Origin of the sequence: Parashewanella hymeniacidonis (genome assembly GCF_016900895.1) — a bacterium.
Classification (GTDB): Bacteria; Pseudomonadota; Gammaproteobacteria; order Enterobacterales; family Shewanellaceae; genus Parashewanella; species Parashewanella hymeniacidonis.
On record NZ_JAFEUN010000017.1, the window covers coordinates 12,068 to 37,398 of the forward strand.

Here is a 25,331-nt window from a genome sequence, read left to right on the forward strand (position 1 = left end):
TCTACTTTTGGTCAAACACTTCGATATAAGCATTTGCTCTCATTTCTTCTAACCAGTTTTGCAGTTCTTCATTAAATTTACGTCTGAAGATCAATTGGTGAGCACGATTTGTATTAACTCTGTCAGTCGCATCGACTTTACGACGCTCTTCTAACTGTGCAATGTGCCAGCCATGGCTGGTACGGAATGGCTCACTGATTTGCCCAACTTTGAGGCTATCTAGCGTTCGAGCAAATTCTGGAACATAGACGTCAGATTGCGACCAACCAAGTTCACCACCTTTAGCAGCAGAGCCAGGGTCTTCGGAGTATTTACGGGCTAAATCTTCAAACTTTGCTTTACCTGATTTGATTTGTTCCAACAGCTGTTCTAATACCGTTTTTGCACGCTCTTCTGAAAGAATCGGTGAAGGCTTAAGTAGAATGTGTCTTGCCCGAACTTCTTCAATCTCATTTGATTGTTGGCCACGAACGTCCATTACTTTAATGATGTGTAAGCCAGAGCCACTTTTTATTGGCCCTAAAATATCACCTTTACTCGCACCATTCATTACTTCGGCAAATAACGTCGGCATCTCATTTACGTTCATATAGTCCCAAACTCCGCCTTCTAGTGCTTTAGGACCAGATGAAGAAGCTATCGCTGTACGCTTAAAGTCAGCACCATCTTTCAAGCGTTTTAAAACAGCTTGAGCACGTTTCGATGCAGCTTCTAACTGTTCACTTGTTGGATTACTTGGTATTTCAATAAGAATATGGCCAATTTGATACTCAACATTCTTCTGGCCTTGCTGTTGAATCATGTTCACTAAATTAGTGACTTCTTGCGGTGAAACTTGAATTCGGCGCTGTACTTGAATACGCTGAATTTCACCAATAGTAATTTCTTGTCGAAGCTGTTCACGGTATTGAGCGAAGCTCGTTCCTGTAGCTTCAATTTTGTTGCGCATTTGCTCAACCGTTAAACCTTGCTCTTTAGCAATATTACCTACGGTTTGATCAAGTTGAAGATCACCAATGTGTAGGCCAATTCGATCAGCCATTTGCATTTGCAGGTGATTTAAAATCAAACGCTCAGTAACTTGGGTACGCAGAGCATTATCAGAAGGTAATGATTGGTTATTCGATTTCGCATTCTCTTTAACCGTCTTCACCATGTCTTGAATTTCACTTTCAAGAATGATTCCATCATCAACTTGAACGGCGACACGATCCAATGGTTGTGGTGCTGCAATAACACTTTGGCTCAGTAGTAACGCACAAAGCGTAAAAATAATGGTTTTACAAAATCTCATCCACAAATTCCTTGGCTGATTATTTTCATTTTGTTTAATTTCGTTATCCGATACCCATTTCGATTTAAAATAGGTATGACTAGAATTCCATTTGACTCTGAACTCTTAAAGAGGTTCAGCAGTTCGATTAAATTATTAATTTCTTAAATAAAGCGGCTTACGATAGTTAAAGATCCCTTCATTGAGCATATCTGAAACGCCTAACTTACCAGAGCCACCAAGTCCTTTAATGAGGAAGTTCAAATATACGCCACTTTCAAACTGTTCACGTTCAATAGGATTGCTCGCAATATTATCATCATAATTGGTTTTAATTCGATAATGATAACTTAAACGTACTGCCCAGCAACAAGATTCATACTGAAAGCCTGTATAAGATTCGATGCTTCTGTTTTTATTCAGGTCATAATACCAATTGCCGACAAAGTATAAATTGTCTTTAAGTGGCCACGCTGCTCTCACACCAGCTTGAGAAATATCAACCTGATTATTGTTATTGGCGTTGACAAGATCAGGTACGTATCGATAGCTCAACTGGAACAATTTGTTCGCTTCAGGGCGGAAGTCCAAAGATACTTCGTTTTTCTTTGTTTTGCTAAGCTGAGTATCATACTGTACTGCAGAGCTAAAATACCAATCATTATAAATATGGGCATCTAACTCTGTGGCCAATACCGAAGATGAAGGCTGGTTTTCAATCGCTCTATCAAGTAAGTTTACTCGGCTGTCTTCTAGATAAAAAATCTGTCCAAAACTGAACTTTAATTTTTCACGGTTATGAGAATCAAACAATCTTGTTGTCAAACCCAAAGTCACTTGGTTAGCGTCAGAAATACGATCTAAACCAGAAAAGCGGCGATCACGGAAGAGCCCATAATAATCTTCTTGTAACAGTGCCGTATCATAAAGTCCAATATCAGACTGATCTTCATAACCAACATACAAGTATTGAACTTGCGGCTCTAATGTCTGACGATACTGTTCTGAGAACAATGATAACCTTCTATCAAAATTCACCTTAGCATTTAAACGTACAGATGGAATGGTTCGGCTAACTGTATCTTTAAGCTGAGAGTCAATCGCACCTTCTTCCTGCCAGTAGTTTGTTTGGTATAACTTAAATTCAGCTGATGCTGAACCTGCTGGACCGTAGAAAGGCAAAGTTAATGTTGGCTCTAAATGTAAACGAGTCGCCGTATTATGGTCATCATCTTGATGAGCAAAATTAGTGACCTCTGAATACATACTGAAGTCGATGTTATCGTATAGTTCAGGTAAACGATACGTGGCCGTAAGCTGCGGCATCACTTGAAATGGCTTGTCAGCTAAACCAAGCACTTTGATGTCCTGAACTTTGAGACCAAAGTCCCAATCATGGCTCAAATAATTGAGCTCACCAACTCTTAACAGTTGATTATCATTATCCTGCCTAATATCAGAATCTAAATCGGTGAAGTAGTTGTTATCAGAAACATCAGTAAAGTTAGCAAGCACTCGCCAGTTTTCGTTTAACTTTCCTTGATGGTTCCAATGATAAAGGTATCGATTTGGGCTGCCAGAGATTTCATCATCCGTGGGTAAATACTCGAAATTTAACTGACCATTTTGTTGATTGTTAGTTAAATAACGAAACTCAACCTTATTAAATAGACCACGATTTGACATATAGTCTGGGGTATAGGTTAAATCATAGTTTGGTGAAATATTCCAATAAATAGGAAGCGCAACTTCAACACCATTAACCGTGCTGGTGCTGAATTTCGGAAATAACAGCCCCGATTTACGTTTATAAGATACTGGCACCGTCATATAAGGTACGTATAAAACTGGAACGCCACCAATCTTTAAACGGGCATTATAAATCGCACCCCATTCTTCTGAGCTATCGATTTTAATCTCGTCAGCTTCAAGCTTCCACGACTCATGCCCTTCTGGGCAAGTTGTAAAACTACTTTCAGATAAAATTAAGTCATTATCCGGCGTAATTTCTAAACCTTTTGCTGCACCATGAACTTGCTGACCTTTCAACCAATATTTCGTGCCTTTCATCGAAGCACTGTTATTTTTTATCTCAGCATCTAACGAATCAGCAACAATGGTGATTTGCGGATCTTCAAACGTTAAATTGCCTTTCGCAGACAATTGCTGTGTTTCATCATTTACAGTAGCTTCGTCAGCATAGATGTGTCGGTCACCCTGGTTAAAAGTAACGCCACCCGAGAAGTGCGCTTTTTTACCGACTTGAGCTTCTGAGTGATCAGATTCGATGCGAATATGATTATCTTCTACGACCTGATCACGATCACTAATATACTGCGGTGCTACAGGCGGTATAATTACGCACTGGGAACTAATTGCGATTGGCTTGTTATCAATCACACCAGTATCAGGGTCAATCGTCTTTGGTTGTTGAGCCAGCACCAATTGTGGTGCAAAACTAAGGGCTATAGCGTAGCGAAGCTTCATTCGGTTAATAATTTTATCACTCTGAGCCAGCAAATTGATTTATTAGCTGTTTCTAAAAAATTAGTCGCTATAATATACCTGTAATCAGCTGAGATGCAATTTTCAGAGAACATTTATAATCAGTTTTTGTTGTAAACAAAGCCACAGATTTTGGTATTAAATTTGACATTTCAACCTCAACTATCTTTGATTTTGTTCGCTAGACTGTTTCCATTATTATACCCATGATACTTGAAGATGCATGTTTCAGGACTTTTTCAGCGCCAATTCTTTGAGGCGCATTAGCGAAGGAATATCGGGATTCTTTCGAGCTAATGTAACAAAGAAGAATTGGCGCTGAGAAGTCCACGCAGTGCGAGTTGCACAGCTTGTTACTCTTCGTTGCCAGTGCTAACAATAGCTCACTATTGCCGCACACTGTCGCCTTGATTAACAAGTTGTGCATTCTCGCTGAAATCGAGCATCTTCAGGTATCATGGGTATAAAATAACAAAGTGATATGAGGTTTTTTTGTCTGATTTTAGATTTGAAACATTAACGGCGTGGCTTAAAACCGAGCTCATTGGCTCTTTTAAGGTAGAACTGATTTCTGGTGATGCCAGTTTTCGTCGCTATTTTCGAGTATTTCATGGTAGCCACACGTTTATTGCTGTTGATTCTCCTATCGAACTGGTTGCTATTATTCCTTTCATCGAGCTCACTAAAAGTTATGATGCTCAGCATCTAGCAGTTCCTCAAGTTATTGCTCAGGAAAGCGCTCAAGGGTTTATGTTACTCTCTGATTTGGGGGACACTCAACTGGGTTCTGTGCTCTCTGATGCTTCGATAAAAAGTTACTACTCTGAATCACTAACGTTGCTAAATAGCGTCGCTCGAGTTGAGTCGACTCCAACTCATAAACTTCCCATATTCGACGAAAAGTTCATCAAAACTGAACTGAGCATATTCGATGAGTGGTTTATTGGACATCATCTGCAACTTAAACTCGACAATGAGGAGATTGAACTGCTGCACCACGTTTACAACGTTCTAAGTTCAGCTTTGCGAGAACAACCTCAATGCACAATGCATCGTGATTTCCATAGCCGTAATATAATGGTTAAAAATCAGAAGCTTTATTTAATTGATTATCAAGATAGTGTTATAGGTCCATTTACTTACGATGCAGTATCACTGCTCCGTGACTGCTATGTTGTATGCCCAAAAATGTATTTTGAGATGTTACAACAGCAACATTTTGAGCAATCTATTGAAGCAGGGCTATTAAGTAAGTCAGTTTCATTTACGCAATATCAACGTTGGTTTGATTTAACAGGTTTACAACGTCATATCAAAGTTGCTGGTATCTTTAGTCGTTTGTTTTATCGTGATAATAAAGCTGGATACCTAAAAGATATTCCACAAACCTTGAACTACATAATAGAAGTGACATCAAAGTACCCAGAATTAGCGGAATTTGATCTTTGGATGAAAAGTAAAATAATCCCTTTATTTCAGCAAGTATCAAAAGGAAATTGCCAATGAAAGCGATGATTCTCGCTGCTGGCAGGGGAAAGCGTTTAAAACCATTCACCGACAGCACTCCCAAGCCATTGATAAAAATCAATAATAAACCACTTATTTGCTACCACTTAGAAAAGCTCGCTAAAGCTGGTGTTAAAGAAGTTATCATCAACACAGCTTGGCTTGGTGAAAAAATCACTCAAGCTTTAGGCGATGGTGAAAAGTGGGGATTAAAGATTTCATATAGTCATGAAAGTGAAGCGCTCGAGACGGGGGGAGGCATAAAAAAAGCGCTCCCATTACTCGGTGATGACCCTTTTTTAGTGATAAACGGTGATATCTTTATCGATGAATTACCAGCATCAATTAATGACTTTGTTATGCCTAAAAACGCTCTCGCTTGTTTATGGTTAGTTGAAAACCCTAAACATAATCATGCTGGAGATTATGCTCTAAAAGTGAATCAAATCACTGATAGCAAAAACCAGAAACTCACCTTTTCAGGCATCGGAATTTATCGAAAAGAACTATTTAAAGACTGCCCTAACGGTGCATTTGCAACACCGTTACTATTTAATCAAGCCATTCAGAAAAAGCAATTATTCGGTGAAAAACTCAATGGCTATTGGAACGATGTGGGAACACCACAACGACTAGAAGAAGTAAACCAAAGATTCGAACAAGGTCGATAAATATGAAAATCTGGGGTAAAGTTTTTGGCGCTATTATCGGCTTTATGTTTGGCCGTATTTTTGGTGCTTTACTCGGTGCTTGGCTAGGTCACCTTTATGACAAGCGTGGTAGCACCATACAAATTATTCGCAATGCCAGTAAAAAACAAAGCCAATTCTTTAATAGCACATTTGCAGTTATGGGGCATGTGGCCAAAGCATCAGGTAGAGTAACCGAGACTGACATAAAAATCGCCAGTATGATGATGGATCAAATGCGCCTGCAAGGGAGTGTGAGAACCGACGCCCAAAATGCATTCCGTCAAGGTAAACAAGCTGATTTCGATTTGACCACATGCCTAAGAGAATTCAAAGCCATCGCAGGAAGACGTCAGGAAATCTTACAAATGTTCCTGGAAATCCAAATCCAAACGGCTCTGGCAGATGCAGAGCTTCACCCGAAAGAAAAACAAATTCTCACCATTATTGCGCAACAACTTGGCTTCTCAGCCTCGCAATTAGAAGTATTACTTAAACGCTGGCAAGCAGAGTTTCGTTTTCAACAATCTTCAGCTCGAGGCGGACCTCAAAGAACCAACATCAACGATGCTTACCAAGTGCTGGGACTCGAACAGTCAGCGAGTGATCAAGATATTAAACGTGCATATCGCAAGTTAATGAATGAGCATCACCCTGATAAATTAGTGGCAAAGGGCTTACCAGAAGAAATGATGGAACTGGCAAAGAAAAAAGCGCAAGATATTCAAGCTGCTTATGACAGTTTAAAGATACAAAGGGGCTTTAAATGAAAATAGTTATTCTCGATTATTTCACCCTAAATCCTGGTGATTTAGATGACTCAGCATTAAAACAGTTAGGCGAAGTGTTCACCTATGACCGTACATCTGAATCACAAATCATTGACAGAGCAAAAGATGCGGAAATGGTGTTGACCAATAAGGTCCATTTAGATGCAGAAACTATTGCTAGCCTTCCGAGCTTAAAATTTATTGGTGTGTTGGCAACAGGTACGAATATCATAGATCTCGATGCAGCAACAAAGCATGGTATTACCGTGTGTAATATCCCGGCATACAGCACAGAGTCAGTAGCCCAAATGGTCTTTGCTCATATTCTGAATCACACTCAGCAAGTGAGTTTACATGATGACTTGGTAAAGCGTGGTAACTGGGACAGCTGTGAGGACTTCACTTTTAGAGCTTCAAATCTGTTTTCTTTAAAAAATAAGAGAATGGGGATTATTGGCTTTGGTGAAACGGGCAAGCAAGTTGCCAATATTGCTCGGGCTTTCGACATGAGAGTATTAATTCATTCTCGCACTCAGCCAGAATCACTTTCTGAGGGTTATGAGTGGTGCAGCCAAGAAGATTTATTTAAGGCGTCTGATATGATTAGCCTTCATTGTCCTCTTACACTAGCGACAGACAAGCTTATCAATGAGCAAAGCATTAAATTAATGAAGCGAGGTGCTTTACTAATTAACTGTGGTCGTGGTGGATTAGTTGATGAACAAGCCTTAGCTGATAGCTTAAATGCTAATCTTCTACATGCTGGTGTAGATGTGTTATCGACGGAACCACCAGCAAAAGATAATCCATTGCTTACAGCGAAAAACATCACAATCACTCCGCATACGGCTTGGTCGACGGTTGAGGCTAGAAGGAGATTATTAGAGATTACGATTAAGAACATCTCTGAGTTTTTGAATGGAAACACTATTAACTGTGTCAATTAGGCACGTATATAGTTGCGTGAGGCAGATCTAACCCACTCTGCTGCTTCTCTTTCTTCCTTAACTATTTGTTTAGCTTCGCTTATCAGTGTTTCACAAAAAGTATCTATCTCTTGAGAGCTTTTAACATCATGCACTTCAACGAAATCAGCTATTGCAGCCTTGACTGTTTCATTTTGCAGATGGGTTAAATACCAATCTACAGGGTAACTTTCTTTTAATTCATCTTGGGTTCCAAACGCCTTTCTTTCTTCTACACTACTGAGCTTTAGGTCAGCTAATTTAACAATTTTTTCTATATATCGTTGTCTTCGAACGCCCCACTTTTCATATGGATACTTATCAAGCTTTACCTTAAAAACATCATTTTCGCTTAGTTCCTCAGAAGAATTAACAATTTGAAACTCATCGCTTATCTTACTATATTTATTTAACTCCCTACGTAACGGAGATTCATTCTTAATTTCTAAGCACACTCGAACAGCGCCGTCTGAAGGTATAATTCTCAACGCCACACTATCTTCATATTTAGCAGGCATTCTATCTTTAATGTGTTTATAAGCCTGAAGCCTATCTATTACATCTGCTTCTGAATTGCACACTTGCATAGAAGGAACGGTTAATTTTAAAACTGCCTTTCTATCTTCATCTCTATTCTTTCCGTCATTAAAGATAACGTCACATAGCTTAACAATAAATCCCCGGAGACCTTTATAGTGTGACTCGAGTTTATCAATTTCAATATTTTCTGATTCATTTTTTACAGCAGAGTCATCAAACTTCATCAAGTGTCTACTGAATGAACTGACGCCTAGGGCATCAAAGTTTCCAACTGGCATACTTCCCTCCTATCGACTTTAGCTTTCGCTCTAATTATACGACTATTTAAGCGATAAAAAAGTTGCCTTAAACATTCTTAATCTAACGGAAATCAGCTAGTGAAAGTTATAACTCGCTTTATATAAGAATATTTTTAAATAAAAATTGATGGGAAGCTGAATTAAGTTAGATCAAAACTTCGTGAGCTGAAGGAACAGACTCTAGTTCAAACTGCAAGACAGCTTGTGCCACCATTTGAGAAATATCAGAATTTAACTCAACTTCAGGTTGTCCTAGAAACAACAAAGCGGCTTGAAATGTCTTTTGAGGATTGTTGATATCAATTGGCAATGCGTGATTTTGTTTAGACAGTTTAAACCCGACTTTCTCACTCGCAAGGGGCAAGTGCAACCAATCAGGCTCATCTTTACCTAAAATTTTAAATAAGCTGATTTGACGACAAGTTGCATCAAGCAAATCATTACCACGCACTACTTCGGTTATCCCTTGGTAATGGTCATCAAGTACAACAGCTAGCTGGTAGGCAAACAAACCATCGCTACGCTTAATGATGAAGTCTTCTTCAGCAAATATGAGGGGAACATTTACCAAACCTTTTAATTTATCTTCAAACTGATAAACAGGCGAATCATTAAGAACCCGAATTGCACCTTCATTAAGCTTTTCAGATAAGTGAAAACAACGTCTATCGTAACTGCCGCCCATCTCCCGAACCATTTTACGAGTACATCTACAGTAATAAGCTTTCTCTTTTAGAAGCAGTTGCTCGATTTGTGCCAGATATGCTTCGGTTCTAGTGCTTTGGTAAAGTACTTCGTCATCCCAAGTCAGGCCATAAGCTTCTAACGCTCTAAGAATATCATCAGAAGCGCCTACAACCTCTCTTGGAGGATCGATATCTTCAACACGAATGAGCCACTTTCCATTTTGAGAGCGCGCACGCAAATAACTGCCAAGGGCAGCAATCAGAGAACCGAAATGAAGTAAACCGGAAGGGGATGGTGCAAAACGACCAATATAAGGTTTTGACATGGTAAGTGTTAACTAACGAACGGGAGAAACTCCCATTCGTTATGTCGAAAACTGATTATCCAGCCATTTGCTTTTCTTTGATTTCAGCAAGAGTCTTGCAGTCAATACATTGATCAGCTGTAGGGCGAGCTTCTAAGCGTCGGATACCAATTTCGATACCACAAGAGTCACAGAAACCGAAATCATCTTCTTCAATTTTTTGAAGGGTTTTTTCAATTTTCTTGATCAGCTTACGCTCACGATCTCGAGCTCGTAACTCAAGGCTGAATTCTTCTTCTTGCGCAGCGCGATCTACTGGATCCGGGAAATTAGCCGCCTCATCTTGCATATGGTTCAGAGTTCTGTCGACCTCTTCACGTAACTGGTTACGCCATGCTTCAAGAATCATCTTGAAGTGACCCAGTTGATCAGCGTTCATGTACTCCTCACCCGGCTTTTCCTGGTATGGATCTACACCAGCTATCGCGAGTACGCCAAGTTTTTTATTGCCTTCAGGCATAACGCATCTCCTGTCATCTATTGCGTTTAGGGCGTTTTTAAGAACGGCCGCTATCTATACCAGAACTTTTATACCTAGGCAAATTATTTAAGCATTTGAGCTCATGATTTAATAAATTTGCTTAGAAAACATTCATTTTTATAGTTTTAACTTACGCCAGTCTTTAAAAGACTTTATATTTCAGTCCATTTTATCAAGGACTAATCAAATTGGCCTTCGAGATGGGTTAGCATAACCACAAAGTATAGACCTCATCTCTGAGGTACATCAAACTTTTATAAACATCTACAAACCGAGTGTTTATAAAACCACCGTACACTTATTTTTAATCGTAATCATTTGAGGTGAAATCTCTGCGCCGTAAGCAAGAACCTCTACCCCTTTTTCTATCGCCTCCTTAAGCAACTCACTGTACTTAGGATCGATGTGAGTTGCAGGACTCACCTGCCTAATGCCTGAATGTTGAACAATGAAAAGTAAAACGGCCCTGTTACCTGACAGAGCTACTTCTGCAAGTTCACGTAAGTGCTTTTGCCCTCTCGTGGTAACAGCATCAGGAAAGTACCCTTTGCCATCTTCGAGTAGAGTGCAACTTTTAACTTCTATAAAGCAGTCAGGTTTGTCTGCTGCACTCAGTAAAATATCAATACGACTATTTTCACTGCCGTATTTCACTTCCTTTCGCATCTTAGAGTAGTTAGCCAACTCTTTTATTACACCAGCTTCAATTGCCTCTACGGCTAAATGGTTTGCTTTACCAGTATTAACCCCAATAAGGTGCCCCTCAGGTGTTTCCATCAACTCCCAAGTACGGCTGTATTTACGTTTTGGATTATCAGAGGTAGAAAACCAAACTTTATGCTCAGGGAATTGACAATTTTTCATTGAGCCAGTATTCGGACAATGGATAGTAACAACCTCTCCGTCAGCTAATTCAATATCCGTCAAGAACCGCTTATATCGTTTAAGTAGTTTTCCACTTTGTAATTTAGGACTAAATTCCATTCATCAATATCCAAAATTTTTGCCAGACCTTAACACAAATTCTCTTATGGTAAAGAATCAGTTAAACTCCTGAGCCTATTTTAGCTTCTGAGAGCCCCACTCATGACACAAATTATGAATGTATTGCTTAGCCATGACACACCTGCCGCCCATTGGGGCAAAGCAAACCTGTCATTTGAACAACACTCGGCGACGATTCACTTAACTAAGAAAGATAAACTTCGTCAAGTTCAAGCTGGAGCGAGAAAGTTACGTAGCCAAGGTTTAGAGCGTGTTGCTCTAAAAGGTGCTAACTGGGATGTAGACGCACAATGGGCGTTCTTTCAAGGCTTTGCTACTGCAAAGGCTGGCTATCAGGTTGAATGGACTGGTGAGAGTGCTGTCCAAGAACTACTAGAGCAAAGACGCATCTCAGCAACATTTGCAAAAGAACTCGTTAATGCGACACCAGAAGACCTTTCTCCTGTCGCTTTAGCTGAACAAGCAGGTGATTGGTTGAAACACTTGGGTGGTAGTAGCGTATCGCTGAACACCATCAAAGGTGAAAACTTACTTGAACATAAATGGATCGGAATCCATGCTGTGGGTCGTGGCAGTGAACGCCCACCAGCATTACTCGAAGTCGACTATAACCCTACTGGCGATACAAATGCTCGTGTAGAAGTAGCACTTGTAGGTAAAGGCATCACGTTTGATTCTGGCGGCTACAGCATCAAAAGCTCTGAAGGTATGCTTGGCATGAAAGCTGACATGGGCGGCGCCGCAACGGTTACTGCAGCGCTAGGGCTTGCAATACAAATGAAGGTGCAAAAGCGCATAAAGTTATTCTTGTGTTGTGCAGAAAACCTTATCAGTGGTCATGCATACAAACTCGGTGACGTATTAACTTATAAAAATGGTACAACCGTTGAAATCGTAAATACCGACGCAGAAGGTCGTTTAGTGTTAGCGGACGGCTTACAAGCGGCATCTGAAACTGGCGCACCACTTATCATCAATGCTGCAACGCTAACTGGCGCAGCTTATATGGCAGTAGGCACCAATTATAATGCGATTTTCTCACCACAAGATGAGATGATTGAGTTGGCTAAACAGAAGTCTGCCGACGTAGCTGAGCATGTTTGGCCTTTGCCATTAGAAGAATGGCATAAAGATATGTGTCCTTCCCCTTACGCTGATACTGCAAACAGTCGAGCGATGAAAGGCGGCGGTGCTGGCGGTGCTTCAAATGCTGCTGCGTTCCTGTGGCGCTTCGTTCGTAATGATGCCAACTGGCTTCATTTTGATTTGGCATCTGCATTTGCCGATAACAATACACCGTTATGGGCTGCCGGCGGCACTGCTCACGGTGTTTTGACCATAGCAGAATTAATCAAATAACCCTTAGCTTTGATTCAGCGTTATTTCTTGATTAACGCTGAATCAATATAGAATTAATTGCCTTGCTTGTCAGTTTTTTTGATTGGCATAGCCCGATCAAAATATCACTTGAACATCAATCGATACGACCAATGTATGAGTAAAAAAAGCCTTGGTTCACCGCTTTCAAAAATAAGCATGACAGTAACCTCTATTTCAATTACATCCGTAACGCTCAAATTCCCTCATTACCAAAAGACATTGAGAATTCTAAGACTGCATAACGATAACAGCTTCGCACTTAAACTATTTCGAATATCATAGATGTAATTTCTGTTCTATCAGTGCTCTCTTTAAAAGTTAGAGTTATAAATATAGAGCATTTATCATATGAGAAAATTATAGCCACTAGATATTTCCCTACCAGGGAAAAATAAATTGGTCGCTCCCAGTGCCTTAGTACAAGGTCGGCAGAGGTTGGGTTATAAAGCTGTTCAATACACCTTTCAACAACTCACCAAAAATACATTTTCTTCACAGGCCTTTGAGCAATGGTGCCGGCTAAATGTACTGGCTGTAGACGGTATTATCTTTCGTACTCAAGATAACGAGGAGAACTGAAATGAGTTCGGTAGTGACCGAAATCAGCATGGTGAGAGCAGCTACCCACAAATAAGAATGTGTAGCTTAATGGAAGTATCAAGCAACCTATTTTTAGACAGTCACTTTGATGCAAGAAAATCGGAGAGATGAGTCTAGCTCAACAGCTTTTACCTTCAGTGCCAGATGACTCTTTAATCTTGTTCGACCAAGGGTATTATTCATTAGGATTATTACATTTATGGCAAAATCAAGGACGTAATACTCACTGGATGTTACCAGCCCGAAAGGATTTGCAATATCAAGTAGAAAGATCGAAGAGTCGAAACGATGAAATTGTTATTTTAACTACAAGCCCTCAAGCTAGAAAGAAATTTGAGGGTTTGCCAGAGCAACTTAGAGAATGTTATCGACCTATAACATTGGCGGAAAGAGCTATCGAGTATTGAGTTCAATGATTGATGTGATGCGATTCCTGTACGATGAACTAGCAGATATTTATACTCAGCGTTGGGAAATTGAACTAGGTTTTAGGGTTACTGTTGTAACTTTATTTGTATATTCAAGGCGACGAATGTGAAGTGTAGCTGCTACCGAATGCTTTATTCCGTTTTCATTGACCTATGGTAGACTTAACCCTGCAGATTACTAACATAATTACCAACATTGCAAAACCTACCTATTACTGAGCTATTCCCTGATTTGCGCCAACTCTTAAGGTTGCACTCTCAAATTTTAATTCAAGCTCCAACTGGATCTGGCAAATCAACAGCACTCCCAGCAGAAATGCTTAACTGGCCTGAATTAGAAGGCAAAATTCTAATGCTTGAACCAAGAAGAATCGCTACTCGTTCAATTGCTCAGTTCGTTGCTGCACAGCGAAATACTAAAATTGGAGGTGAAGTTGGTTATCGCGTACGTGGTGAAAGCAGAGTAAGCGAAAATACTCGACTCGAAATCGTAACGGAAGGCATCCTCACCCGTATGATTCAAGCCGACCCAGAGCTATCTGGCATTGGCACCATAATTTTCGATGAAGTTCACGAAAGACATTTAACTACAGATTTAGGTTTGGCACTCGCATTAGAAACTCAACTGGGGTTTAGAGAAGATCTTAACCTTATCTTGATGTCTGCCACCTTAGATAAGGCTTCTGTATCCAATATTTTGCCTGAAGCGGTTGAATTACTCAGTGAAGGCCGGGCTTATCCTGTTTCCATCCAATACCATGCTGCAAAAGATAGTAAGCAGTATCTTTCGACCATGCGAAATTGCATCTCAGATACTATAAATGATGATAATCTTGAAGGTGATATCCTTGCTTTTCTTCCTGGGAAAGCGGAAATTCTTAGGCTGCAGAATGAACTTGCAAGCTATCTTCCTACAAACTGTATTTGCACGCCTTTATACGGCAGCCTCTCGATTGTTGAACAAGACAAAGCACTCAAACCAATATCAGATAAACGAAAAATCATCTTAGCAACCAACATCGCAGAGTCCAGTTTAACCATTGATGGTGTTCGAATTGTCGTTGATTCTGGACTCAAGAAAAACGCAAGTTACAACCCCAAAACGGGCATTACTCGTTTAACGACTCAAAATATTAGCCAAGCATCTGCCACACAACGAGCTGGTCGCGCAGGACGTCAGGCTTCAGGTCACTGTATTCGCATTTGGCGAAAAGAAGACCATGAGCGCAGAGATAAATTCGATGACCCAGAAATCACTCATGCAGAGCTTGTGGACTTTGCATTAAATAGTGCCGTGTGGGGAGCAAAGTCGATAAACGAATTACCACTTCTCACCGCTGCACCTAAAGCTAATGAGCAAACCGCTTGGACGTTACTAAAACAACTTGAATACATAGATGAAAACCGTAAGTTAACGCCGCTTGGGGCTCAGGCTTATCAGATAGGTGCAACACCTCGAATCGCACATATGTTGCTTAAAGCGCAAAAACAGCTGTCTCCAGAAAATCTTGCTTTAGCATCTTGTCTTGCCGCTATTGTAGAAAGCCATAACCTTCCAAGAAAAGGTTGTGATATTCAAAACTATTTAGCTGTAGCATTACAAAGGCCTTGTAAACAACAAGCCGAGCGTTTTGCAAAGTTAACTCACTGTTCGGTTGATTTATCGAAAGTGACAAAAAAAGCACATTGGCAAGATATTGGCCTATTGCTCGTACTTGCTTTTCCTGACCGAATTGCACAAAAGCGTTCAAGTGGCAGTTACTTGTTAGCAAACGGTACAGGAGTAGAATTACCTCTTGAAGACCCTCTCAACGCTTGTGAATATATCGTCATCGCAGACTTACAAGAAAGCCAGTATTCAAATAACGCTCAAGTTTTTTTAGCATCACAGTTAGACCCACGACTATTCGAAGAACAGCTCGCTTTCTTAGCCTCAACACATGCCATTGCAGACTGGGATAGTAAGAATGAAAGATTTAAAGCAGAGCAGCAAAGGCGACTGGGTTCTATTGTGCTCTCTCGAAGAACAATAGCCCAGCCAGACACCGTTCTTGTCATTAAAGCTTTATTAGAACAAGTTTCTAAACAGGGACTTAATATTTTAGATTGGAACCACAACGCTCAACAAATACAACTCAAGGTCGCCTTAGCTAAAAAATATAACACTCAATATGATTGGCCTGACTTTACTCACCGTGCTTTATTAGAGAACATTAATACTTGGCTTTCACCCTACCTCGTTGGTATAAAGAGCCTAAAACAGCTTCGACAGCTCAATATTTCTGATATCCTCAGAAGTAACTTGTCATGGGAACAACAACAATGGATCGATTCCGAATTACCTGACAAGTGGTTAATGACAACAGGAACCAAAGCTCCTATCCGTTACACTGAAGATGGTCGTGCCTTAATCAGTGTTCGATTACAAGAAGCGCTAGGGATGACGCAGAGCCCTAAATTGGCGCACAATAATATTGATGTGACAATGGAATTACTCTCACCAGCAAGACGCCCTATTGCAACAACAGCCGATCTTGCCAGTTTTTGGAGTGGTCCTTATCATGAATTAAAGAAAGAAATGCGTGGTCGTTACCCAAAGCATTTGTGGCCGGACAACCCGCTCAATACTGAAGCTACAAAATTTACAAAGAAAAAAGCAGGACTCTAAATGGCGCCCAGAAAGGCTACAAAAAGCAATACAACAAAGAAAAAGCCCACAAAAAAGAAATCAACTTCTCCGAGCTTTTTAAAACGTTTATGGTCCATTACTTGGAAAGTCGCTCTTATTGGGATCGTAGCAATCTCGTGCTATGCCATTTATTTAGACCAGACGATTGCTCGTAAATTTGAAGGGCAGAAATGGCATTTACCTGCACAAATTTACGGACGTTCATTGGCCTTGTATCCTGGTGCTGCGGTCAATCATCCACAATTAATTTCTGAATTAAAACTCCTAGGCTACCGTAAAGTAACTCACCCTAAACAAGTGGGGGAGTTTTCGGCTTCAAGTACTAAGGTTGATATTTGGCGACGCGCTTTTCAACATCCAGATGGCAGTCAAAATGAACAACGAGCCGTTGTTTATTTCGATGAACAAGGTGTAAACAAAGTCGTGCGCCCAGACGGTCGTCAAATGGGTATTTTCTATCTTGAGCCAATTTTATTAGACCGAATCATAGCAACAGATGGTCAAGACAGAATCTTTGTTCCTACTAATGATATGCCATCTTTAATCGTCAAAGGGCTTTTACAGACTGAAGATCGAAACTTCTATGAGCACTATGGTGTTAGCCCACTAGCAATTTTGCGTGCCTTATTTGTCAATATTAGCGCAGGGAGAACAGTTCAAGGTGGATCAACCCTTACTCAGCAACTTGCCAAGAATTTCTTTCTCAGCAGTGAGCGATCATTGATCCGAAAGGCTCGTGAAGCTCTAATGGCAATAATCATTGATTACCGTTATACAAAGTCTGAAATTTTAGAAGCCTATTTGAATGAAGTTTATATGGGGCAAGATAAAGCACGTTCTGTTCACGGTATGGGGTTGGCATCGCAATTTTATTTTGGTCGTCCTATAAAAGAGCTTTCGATTCCGCAACAAGCATTTTTAGTTGGTGTCATCAAAGGCCCTTCTTACTACAACCCATGGCGTAATGCTAAACGTGCAACTGAACGTCGCGATCTTGTACTTAGGCTATTGATGGACTCTGGTGACCTAAGTGTACGTCAATATAAAATCGCCGTTAATTCGCCATTAGATTTACGGACTAAACAGCGCTCGATTCATCAAAAATTACCAGCTTTTTTTGACTTAGTAAAACAAGAACTCGCTGACCGATATGGGCCTGAACTACTCAAACAGTCGGGAATAAAAGTTTATACGACTTTAGATCCGCTCGCCCAAAAAGCCGCTGAAAAAGCCGTTACTTCAACCTTCAAATGGTTAGGAAAAAAACGACCTAAGCTTCAAGTCGGAATGGTGGTAACGGATAAATATTCAGGTGGGATAGCAGCGGTTGTTGGAGATAGAAACCCAAGTTACAAGGGATACAATCGAGCTGTAGATATTCGTCGCTCGATAGGTTCATTAGTGAAACCTTTTGTTTATGCTACCGCATTAGATAAGCCTAAGCGCTATTCATTAGCTACGCCTTTGGCTGATAAACCAATCACGCTTAAAAATGGCAAAGGAAAAACGTGGTCACCACAAAACGTAGATAAGAAATTCTTGGGTGAAGTACCATTACTGACCGCATTTAAAAAGTCTCGAAATGTACCAACGGTGAATTTAGGAATGGCATTGGGTGTGAATAATGTCATTGATACTCTGATCGACGCAGGGTGGAAAGAGCATATACCTAGTTATCCTTCTGTGCTTCTCGGCGCACTGAATGGCTCACCGTTGATGGTAGCACAAGTATTCCACACTATTGCCGACAATGGCCGATACCGACCACTCTATGCCGTTACTCATGTATTGAATAATGATAATAAGGTGATTGAGACCTATAAGCCTGAGTCTTATCAAGCCCTTTCGCCTGCAACGGATTACCTTGTGAAGTATGCGATGACCCAAGTAGTTAAATCAGGTACCGCAGCAAAACTAGGTGAGACCTATCCTAATGTGAACCTTGCAGGTAAAACAGGGACAAGTAACAACAATCGTGACTCATGGTTTGCCGGTTTTGACGAAAGAAATGTCGCAGCCATCTGGGTAGGACGTGATGATAATAGCCGAACAGGGTTATATGGTAGTAGTGGCGCTATGGCGATTTACCGTAATTTCCTGAGAAATAGAACGCCTGTTAGTTTGAGGCTGGCCCCCGTCAGAGGTGTTACACAAGGTTATTTTGATAAAGATACTGGTGCGGCAATGCAGGCTGATTGCAGCAATGTTATTGCATTACCCAGTAACACTGAAAGTTATAAGCCCGCAGCGAGTTGCGGCAACCCGAAATCTTGGTGGCAAAAAGTATTTTAAACTGATCTTGAGGATGCTCTCAATTAACGATGTCGATTTGCTGAGGTCGATTTTTTTGTTTGTTCAAGGCGACGTATGTGATGTGTAGTTGTTCTACATAAGCATTCGGTAATACAAAAGAAACAAAAAGGGTACATCGCTCTTAAGCGGTACGCCCTCAAGGCTAGTCTCAATTTACTCGTGAGGCTAGCCTATCAATAGCATCTTTATCTATTCTCACTTTACCTCTCATAATTTTTGTTTACATTTTTCATGACCCATTCTTTCCATCAATCTTTTTAAGGTACACCACAGTTTCCCTAAAGTTACAAGTTTTTCCATCTAACTTTACCCTTACAACAGATAGGGTTAACGTTAAAATTAGTTTACATAATGTTAAAAAAATGTTTAATAATGATTTAAGCATGAATATACATGCAACCAACCTGCACTAGCTGTTGAGTAAGATCATATAAAACCAAAAATTTAGATCTCTTATTAGGGCTTATTTTACGAATGATGAAATGTTCAATAAAGGGCAATATCAATGAAAAAAAACACACGTGTTTTCAGTTTGAGCTCCCTGAGCTTTGCTGTGGCAATGGCGCTCGGTGGAGCAACAATATCCAGCAATGCAAACGCAGAAGACGAATCTAAAGCAAATCGAGATGCTAATATCGAAAAAATCGCTGTTGTAGGCACACGTTCAGCACCTCGTTCAATAGGCGATTCTCCAGTCCCAGTTGATATTATAGGCGCAGACGAAATCCAAAAATCGGGTAATACCGATATGCTTGAAATCCTTAAAGGCACTGTACCTTCACTTAACGTTCATTCTAATCCTATCAGTGATGCAGCTTCATTAGTTCGTCCAATGAACCTGCGTGGGCTTTCTGCTGACAGCACCTTGATTTTACTTAATGGCAAACGACGTCACCGCTCATCTGTGATTACCCTTCTCGGTGGCGGTATTAACGATGGTGCACAAGGGCCTGATATTTCAGTTATTCCGAGCATTGCATTAAAACAAGTTGAAGTATTACGTGATGGTGCAGCAGCTCAATATGGTTCTGATGCTATTGCTGGCGTAGTTAATTTCCAATTAAAAGACAACAGTGATGGTGGTTCGATTGAAGTAAAACACGGTGAATACTATGAAGGTGATGGGACCAGTACCCAAGTTGCAGGCAACATAGGTATGCCGCTCACTGAAAATGGTTTTGTGAATTTAAGTTTCCAGCTAAAAGATGCTGATGCAACCAGCCGAAGTGTACAGCGCCCTGATGCTGCTGCATTTGCGGCTGCTGGATTGGATGTCGAAAACCCAGCCCAAGTCTGGGGTTCACCTGAAATCAGTGATGACCTCACCATCTTTGCTAATCTAGGCTTAGATTTAGATGAGCACTCTAAAGCCTATATGTTTGGTAATTATTCCAAGCGCGATGCTCGTGGTGGTTTCTATTATCGAAACCCAAATAATCGGCCGGGTGTTTATGGTGGTATTGTTCGTGAAATCAACGGACAAGCAATGTATCGTCCAGGTGCAGATCAAGAGGCATTGCAAAAATTATGGGATGCAGCGCCTGAAACCGTGCTTGTTGGCTCACTCGATGGTAAAGATGGTCAACTAGGGTGTCCTGTCGTACCTATTGTTAATGGTATTCCTGATTCTGCTGCACTTTCTAGTCTTGAGGCCGCAAACTGTTTCGCTTTTAATCAAATAATACCTGGTGGTTTCACACCAAATTTCGGTGGCCATATTGAAGATACTTCTTTAACGGCTGGAACGAGTGGTGAATTCCAAATGGATTGGCTTAAGGGTATTAGCTATGACTTTAGCGGCTCTTTTGGTCAGAATGATTCGAAGTATTTTATTTACAACACAGTAAACGCCTCATTAGGGTCTGACACTCCAAGAGATTTCAGTCCTGGTCAAGCCATTAACACTGAATGGACCTTCAATGCCGACTTCGTAAAGATGGCTGATTGGGGGATGATGGATGATGTGGCAATAGCATTTGGTTATGAGTGGCACAAAGAAACATATGAAGTCATTGCTGGTGATGAAGCTTCGTTTATTGTTGGCCCACTTTTCGATCAAGGCTTTAGTATTGGATCGAATGGTTTCCCGGGCTATAAACCAAGTTCTGCTGGCGAATATACACGTAAAAACTCAGCATTGTATGCGCAGTTTAGTATGCCATTTACCGAAAGCTTCTTAATGGACGTAGCAGGTCGCTATGAAGATTATGAAACATTTGGTTCAACCTTTAACTATAAAGTCGCAGCACACTGGGATCTAACCGATACTTTTGCTCTGCGTGGCTCAATCAACACTGGCTTTAGAGCGCCCACAGTTGGTCAGGCAAACTTTACCAACGTACAAACTGAACTTTCAAGTGGTGTGTTAGTTGATTCAGCACTATTACCTCCTACCAACCCTATTTCACAGGTATTAGGCGGTAAAGCACTTTCTCCTGAAGAGTCATTCAGTTATACCTTAGGTGGTGTCTTCAATGTCGGAGATTTCTTCTTAACGGTTGATTATTACAACATTCAAGTTGAAGACCGTATTGGTCAATCAAACAAGATTGAACTTACGGATGCACAAAAGCAACTACTTAAGAATGATGGTGTTCCTAACGTGGATGGGCTATCAAAAGTCAGCTTCTTTACCAATGACTTCGATACGACAACCCAGGGCATTGATATTGTTGCAAGTTATAGCACTAGCCTATTAAGTGGTGACGCTAACTTTGCCCTTTCGTACAACTGGAATGATACCAATGTTGATAAATATTCTGACATTACAGGTGAATTCAAAGTTGCTCGTTTAGAAAAAGATTTACCAAATAATCGAGCCACTTTCACTTGGGGACAAAGTTGGGAAGATTGGAATATGTTCACACGTGTAAATTACTTTGGGGAATACCAAGGTGTTCACGTTGACTATGATGCCACGGTTAAAACAGGATCCGCTGCATACACTGTTGATATGGAAGTGAATTATGACATCAATGATTCATTCAATATCGCAGTTGGTGCTCAAAACCTATTTGACCAAGAAGCTGAGCGCCTCGACTTCTTCGATAATACTAATATTCCAAACAACAACTGGGGAGGTCAATACTATGAGACTTCACCATTTGGCTTTAATGGCGGTTACTGGTACGTGAAAGGGGCTTATCGCTTTTAAACGTTAAACAACTAAACCCAAAATGCTCCGGATTTTTCCGGAGCATTTTTTTAGCTGGCTATCTAATTTCAAACACATCTGTCATGACTTTATACAGCTCTGTTCCCTGATGCACTGCTGCAGAAGCAAAGTGTAAAATAGGAACGCTTCTCGTGGGTAAAGAGAGATATTGAAGCTCTTCATCCGTTCCATACCGATCCATTCTCAATAAACTCACTAACGGTTTGTCAGCACTAAGAGGTTTTCCGAGTTCAGCTAAATACTCCACCATGCCAGCATGTGGTGCATGAAATTTTTTATAATTTTTTAGTAAGCACCCATATCTTGGCATATCGAGAGGTTGTCTATTATTGTCAAAAACCTTTCTGTGAGATAAATAAGCCATAATCCCATCTGCGTCGACTTTAGCATCTTCGAGATCGATACGCTCTTGGCTTGCTAGCTCCATGGTAAAAGCATTTACTGCCACTTTAAGGCTACGCCCAAATTGTTTTGCAACGTCCGATAATTTCCACCAAGGACAAAACATCGCTTCATCCATTGCACCAGCAAAGTCGTTAGGAATGACCAGTGTGTACGGAATTGAAAAAAAACCAGCATCTTTTAGAGAATACTCTGGACAATAGAGGTGCTTGCAGGATTTAGGGCCTGTATGCAGATCTAAAACAATATCCGCTTGGTGGCCCATTTTTTGAAGTTCAGTAGCCAATCTCTTACCAGTACTGGTCCCCCATGGGTTTTCTAATCTTTCAACACAATTTGACAGAAGTTTGTCTCTAAACTTAGCAATCAATACATCATCGGTTTCATGCTGATGTTTGAGATACCAGACTTCAATATCAAACTCGTGTTCTAGATACTCTCGGTTCCAATTAACACCCGTTATAGGGTCGAAGCGCCCTAAGGTAAATTCACCACTTTTTTGATTAATTCCCATTGGGTTTGCGAGTGGTACCAATGTTACCACAGAGTTTAAATGGCTTTGTTCTAATTGCTTTAGCAGCTGGAAGATCACGGCGTTACCTTGAACTTCTGCACCATGAACGTTCGCTTGAATATATACGCTGGGACCAGATATTTCATCAGGGATCAGCTTATAAATAGGTACTGTCAACGCCTGACCAGTAGCCAGTTCTCCAACTTTGATGTCTGTCTTTTTTAATTTCTTTGCTAACACTATTTTCGTTCCTTACGACTCAAATAAGTTACGATGTAATGCATCAACAACGTGTGCTGCATCATGATCTGAAACCAAGAAGCAGAGGTTATGCTCACTTGCGCCGAACGAGCTCATTCTGACATTAAAGTCGGCTAAAACTTCAAAAACACGACTGCAAATCCCCGTTGTTGAAGGGATTTTATTACCAATTAGTGCAACTAAACATAAGTTCGTTTCTACCTTCACATCACAGTGTCGTTCTAACTCCTCGATAAGAGTACTGCTCAAGAGTTGTTGCCCACTGGAGTCAGATCCAGTTTTATCAAGCGTAAGAGACACGTTAACTTCTGATGTAGTAATTAAATCTACACTAATTTTATGTCGAGCGAGAATGGCAAACACATCAGCCAGAAAGCCATGAGTGTGCAGCATGTCAAAGCTGTGAAGGTTTAAAAGCGTTTGATCTTTTCGAATGGCAATAGCTCGATATGTAGGAGAATGATCAATCTGATTTCGAATCCATGTGCCACCATCATCAGGCGCTTTACTCGAGCCGACAAAAACTTGAATGCCTTTTCTTACAGCAGGAAGAATTGTTGATGGATGTAAAACTTTAGCACCAAACGTTGCCATTTCAGCTGCTTCGTTGAAACTGATTTCATTAATTGCTCTAGCATTAGGCGCAAGGCGTGGATCTGTAGTGTAAATCCCTGCCACATCCGTCCAAATTTCAACGGTTTCGGCATTCAATGCCTCCGCAAGTAACGCCGCAGAATAATCGCTGCCACCTCGGCCAAGCGTGGTCGTAATACCATCATGATTAGCACCGATGAAACCTTGAGTAACAATAACGGTTTCTTCAAGTAGTGGTCTTAGTAACTCATTTGAGCGTTCAAAAATATCTGTTAACTGGGGTTCTGCTTTACCAAAGTGACTGTCTGTTCGCATCACATCTCTAACATCAAACTTTTCAGCGACAAGTCCTTGCTGACGCAATACATAGCTGAATAATAACGATGAGCACTGTTCACCAATTGAAAGGAGTTCGTCAATGAGCTGCTTACTTCGATTTAGGACAAGGCTTTCACTTAAGTGCGTGACCCTAGAAAGCAGTAAATCAATTTGTGCGATGAGAACTTCAGAGCGAGGCAATCTATCGATAATTTCATATTGTATAGCAGCAATTTGTGTTAACCGTAGCACTCTATCTTCGTCGGTAATACTCGGCCGTATGAGTTCAACCAATAGGTTGGTAACGCCACTTGATGCGCTTACAACAACAAGCCTTGTTTTTGGATTGTTTAATACAATTTTGGCGCAATTTACCATAGCAGAATAATTTGCAACGGACGTTCCACCAAATTTTGCGATTACTAATGACATACCATTCTCCTCGGTCGAGGAAAGAAAACAAATAAACAAGGTAAAAAAGACATTCAACACTCCGAATCATCATTCGAAGAGCCTGGTGCAAGACACACAACCCTAGAAAGGAATTTGAGTATACATCACCAGAAGCTCTCCACTTAAATATAAAATAAGTGACAATCGTTAGGATTCAGCCTAAGCGATCGGCAGTTTTTATCATCAACACAAAAACCACCTCGGCGTTAATCTCCCTCATAAGCTGTCATTGGAGATGATGCTCCTCAAGCTTACTACCTAGTTAACGCTCCTCTTCTGTTGCCTAAAGTTTACTTATCAACAAACTTTAGGCGTTGTTGGCGAATAGTTCACCAAGACGAATGAAATTATCAACATTGTATACAATTTGTCAATCTCATTTACTGAAATTGATCGCATCTGGAAACTCGCTGACAACATTTGCACGATGGTGAAATTCACCTAAGCACTCTTCATTTGCTTTCATAAGCACAGGGACTAACGTTAGCTCACCTTTATTTACATAGTAAATTGCATTTTGAACAAACTGAGTGCCAAGCTGTATCGCCTCATTCTTGTCGATAAACACCGCCCAACTTTTTTCAAAGTGAGACATATCTTTAGCCGCCCCCACTACAGCTCGATACGGACAGTTTAAATTTTCAATAGAGCGTAAAAGCGCTTTATCTCTAAGCCGATTTTGGCTTTGAGATAATATTTTTCCATTAGGATTACAGGCGGTTACAATAGCGAAGGATAAATGATTTGCGATTTTCTGAGTAAGAAGAAAGTGTGTTGCCCTATAAAAATGCCATAAATCATCTGACTGCGGACTCATATGTTTGTCCAAAAAAGCTCAACCCAGGACAGTTTAGCAAAGCCAAACCTGTTTATGAAGATTAATTTTTGTTCATAATTCGCAATTTTCAAACTTTTTAAAAACACACAACTCATTAAAAAATAACGACAAAGTGACACATATCAACATATTAAAACACCACGTCGGATTTTATTAACATTTTATTTGTTAACAAATACCGAAAACGAGTACAATGTTAACGTTAACTCTGTCATTTGTCGTTTTGTAGGAAACAGTACGATCAATTAGGCAAAAGGATTAAGCAGGTTAACAAACGCATGT

General features: G+C 40.5%; 18 protein-coding genes and 1 riboswitch. Of the genes, 9 read left to right on the top strand and 9 right to left on the bottom strand.

The genetic code is table 11. From position 1 onward, the window contains the following. Window position 1 precedes the first annotated feature (1 nt). Together surA and lptD are read right to left on the bottom strand one after the other, a co-directional pair. Window positions 2-1,294: a peptidylprolyl isomerase SurA gene (gene surA / locus JQC92_RS05445; RefSeq protein ID WP_204998696.1), complete on the bottom strand. Its 1,293-nt coding sequence runs from the start codon at window positions 1,292-1,294 to the stop codon at window positions 2-4. Window positions 1,295-1,429: 135 nt separating this feature from the next. After that, a complete protein-coding gene (gene lptD, locus JQC92_RS05450; RefSeq protein ID WP_204998697.1) occupies window positions 1,430-3,760 on the bottom strand; it encodes an LPS assembly protein LptD in 2,331 nt (776 codons plus the stop codon). Between the two features lie 510 nt (window positions 3,761-4,270). On the opposite strand from lptD, the gene JQC92_RS05455 reads away from it, so the two are divergent. From JQC92_RS05455 to JQC92_RS05470, 4 genes are read left to right on the top strand one after another with little or no spacing between them, the layout of a single operon-like run. Further along, window positions 4,271-5,284 (top strand): aminoglycoside phosphotransferase family protein, encoded by a 1,014-nt coding sequence (locus tag JQC92_RS05455; RefSeq protein ID WP_204998698.1) that lies wholly within the window; start codon window positions 4,271-4,273, stop codon window positions 5,282-5,284. Continuing rightward, window positions 5,281-5,955 (top strand): N-acetylmuramate alpha-1-phosphate uridylyltransferase MurU, encoded by a 675-nt coding sequence (gene murU, locus JQC92_RS05460; RefSeq protein ID WP_204998699.1) that lies wholly within the window; start codon window positions 5,281-5,283, stop codon window positions 5,953-5,955. Before JQC92_RS05455 ends, murU begins: the two co-directional genes overlap by 4 nt. Window positions 5,956-5,957: 2 nt before the next feature. After that, complete coding sequence (djlA, locus tag JQC92_RS05465; RefSeq protein ID WP_129948287.1) at window positions 5,958-6,743, top strand: co-chaperone DjlA; 786 nt, start codon at window positions 5,958-5,960, stop codon at window positions 6,741-6,743. Then, on the top strand, window positions 6,740-7,690 hold the full coding sequence (locus JQC92_RS05470) for a D-2-hydroxyacid dehydrogenase (RefSeq protein ID WP_204998700.1): 951 nt from the start codon (window positions 6,740-6,742) through the stop codon (window positions 7,688-7,690). The genes djlA and JQC92_RS05470 overlap by 4 nt, the downstream gene beginning before the upstream one ends. Here the strand turns inward: JQC92_RS05470 and JQC92_RS05475 are convergent. From JQC92_RS05475 to sfsA, 4 genes are all read right to left on the bottom strand, one after another. After that, window positions 7,687-8,526: a hypothetical protein gene (locus JQC92_RS05475; RefSeq protein ID WP_204998701.1), complete on the bottom strand. Its 840-nt coding sequence runs from the start codon at window positions 8,524-8,526 to the stop codon at window positions 7,687-7,689. The genes JQC92_RS05470 and JQC92_RS05475 overlap by 4 nt on opposite strands. Window positions 8,527-8,692: 166 nt before the next feature. Then, window positions 8,693-9,559: a tRNA glutamyl-Q(34) synthetase GluQRS gene (gene gluQRS, locus JQC92_RS05480; protein WP_204998702.1), complete on the bottom strand. Its 867-nt coding sequence runs from the start codon at window positions 9,557-9,559 to the stop codon at window positions 8,693-8,695. A 55-nt stretch (window positions 9,560-9,614) separates the two neighbouring features. Then, the gene (dksA, locus tag JQC92_RS05485) at window positions 9,615-10,058 is read right to left on the bottom strand and encodes an RNA polymerase-binding protein DksA (protein ID WP_129948291.1); all 444 of its coding nucleotides are present in this window, start codon (window positions 10,056-10,058) and stop codon (window positions 9,615-9,617) included. A gap of 300 nt (window positions 10,059-10,358) precedes the next feature. Next, on the bottom strand, window positions 10,359-11,063 hold the full coding sequence (gene sfsA, locus JQC92_RS05490; RefSeq protein WP_204998703.1) for a DNA/RNA nuclease SfsA: 705 nt from the start codon (window positions 11,061-11,063) through the stop codon (window positions 10,359-10,361). 102 nt (window positions 11,064-11,165) lie between these two features. Here sfsA and pepB point away from each other — a divergent pair, with 102 nt between their 5' ends. The 5 genes from pepB (at window position 11,166) to JQC92_RS05515 (ending at window position 21,648) form a co-directional block, all read left to right on the top strand. Further along, window positions 11,166-12,443, top strand: a complete 1,278-nt coding sequence (gene pepB / locus JQC92_RS05495; RefSeq protein ID WP_204998704.1) for an aminopeptidase PepB — start codon at window positions 11,166-11,168, stop codon at window positions 12,441-12,443. 728 nt (window positions 12,444-13,171) lie between these two features. After that, window positions 13,172-13,471, top strand: coding sequence for a hypothetical protein (locus JQC92_RS05500; protein ID WP_204998705.1), 300 nt, complete (start codon window positions 13,172-13,174; stop codon window positions 13,469-13,471). 217 nt (window positions 13,472-13,688) lie between these two features. Continuing rightward, window positions 13,689-16,160 carry an ATP-dependent helicase HrpB gene (gene hrpB / locus JQC92_RS05505; protein WP_204998706.1) on the top strand — a complete coding sequence of 824 codons (2,472 nt, stop codon included), beginning with the start codon at window positions 13,689-13,691 and terminating at the stop codon, window positions 16,158-16,160. Then, complete coding sequence (gene mrcB / locus JQC92_RS05510; protein ID WP_204998707.1) at window positions 16,161-18,473, top strand: penicillin-binding protein 1B; 2,313 nt, start codon at window positions 16,161-16,163, stop codon at window positions 18,471-18,473. Window positions 18,474-18,999: 526 nt separating this feature from the next. Beyond that, window positions 19,000-21,648, top strand: coding sequence for a TonB-dependent receptor plug domain-containing protein (locus JQC92_RS05515; RefSeq protein ID WP_204998708.1), 2,649 nt, complete (start codon window positions 19,000-19,002; stop codon window positions 21,646-21,648). A gap of 58 nt (window positions 21,649-21,706) precedes the next feature. Here JQC92_RS05515 and JQC92_RS05520 read toward each other — a convergent pair whose 3' ends face one another. The 3 genes from JQC92_RS05520 to JQC92_RS05530 all read right to left on the bottom strand — a co-directional run bounded on the left by JQC92_RS05520 (window position 21,707) and on the right by JQC92_RS05530 (window position 25,028). Further along, window positions 21,707-22,825, bottom strand: a complete 1,119-nt coding sequence (locus JQC92_RS05520; RefSeq protein ID WP_204998709.1) for a M14 family metallopeptidase — start codon at window positions 22,823-22,825, stop codon at window positions 21,707-21,709. Between the two features lie 12 nt (window positions 22,826-22,837). Beyond that, a complete protein-coding gene (gene lysC / locus JQC92_RS05525; protein WP_204998710.1) occupies window positions 22,838-24,190 on the bottom strand; it encodes a lysine-sensitive aspartokinase 3 in 1,353 nt (450 codons plus the stop codon). Window positions 24,191-24,314: 124 nt separating this feature from the next. Beyond that, a riboswitch (Lysine riboswitch) is annotated at window positions 24,315-24,495 on the bottom strand. A gap of 92 nt (window positions 24,496-24,587) precedes the next feature. Continuing rightward, complete coding sequence (locus tag JQC92_RS05530) at window positions 24,588-25,028, bottom strand: DUF3293 domain-containing protein (RefSeq protein ID WP_204998711.1); 441 nt, start codon at window positions 25,026-25,028, stop codon at window positions 24,588-24,590. Window positions 25,029-25,331 lie beyond the last annotated feature (303 nt).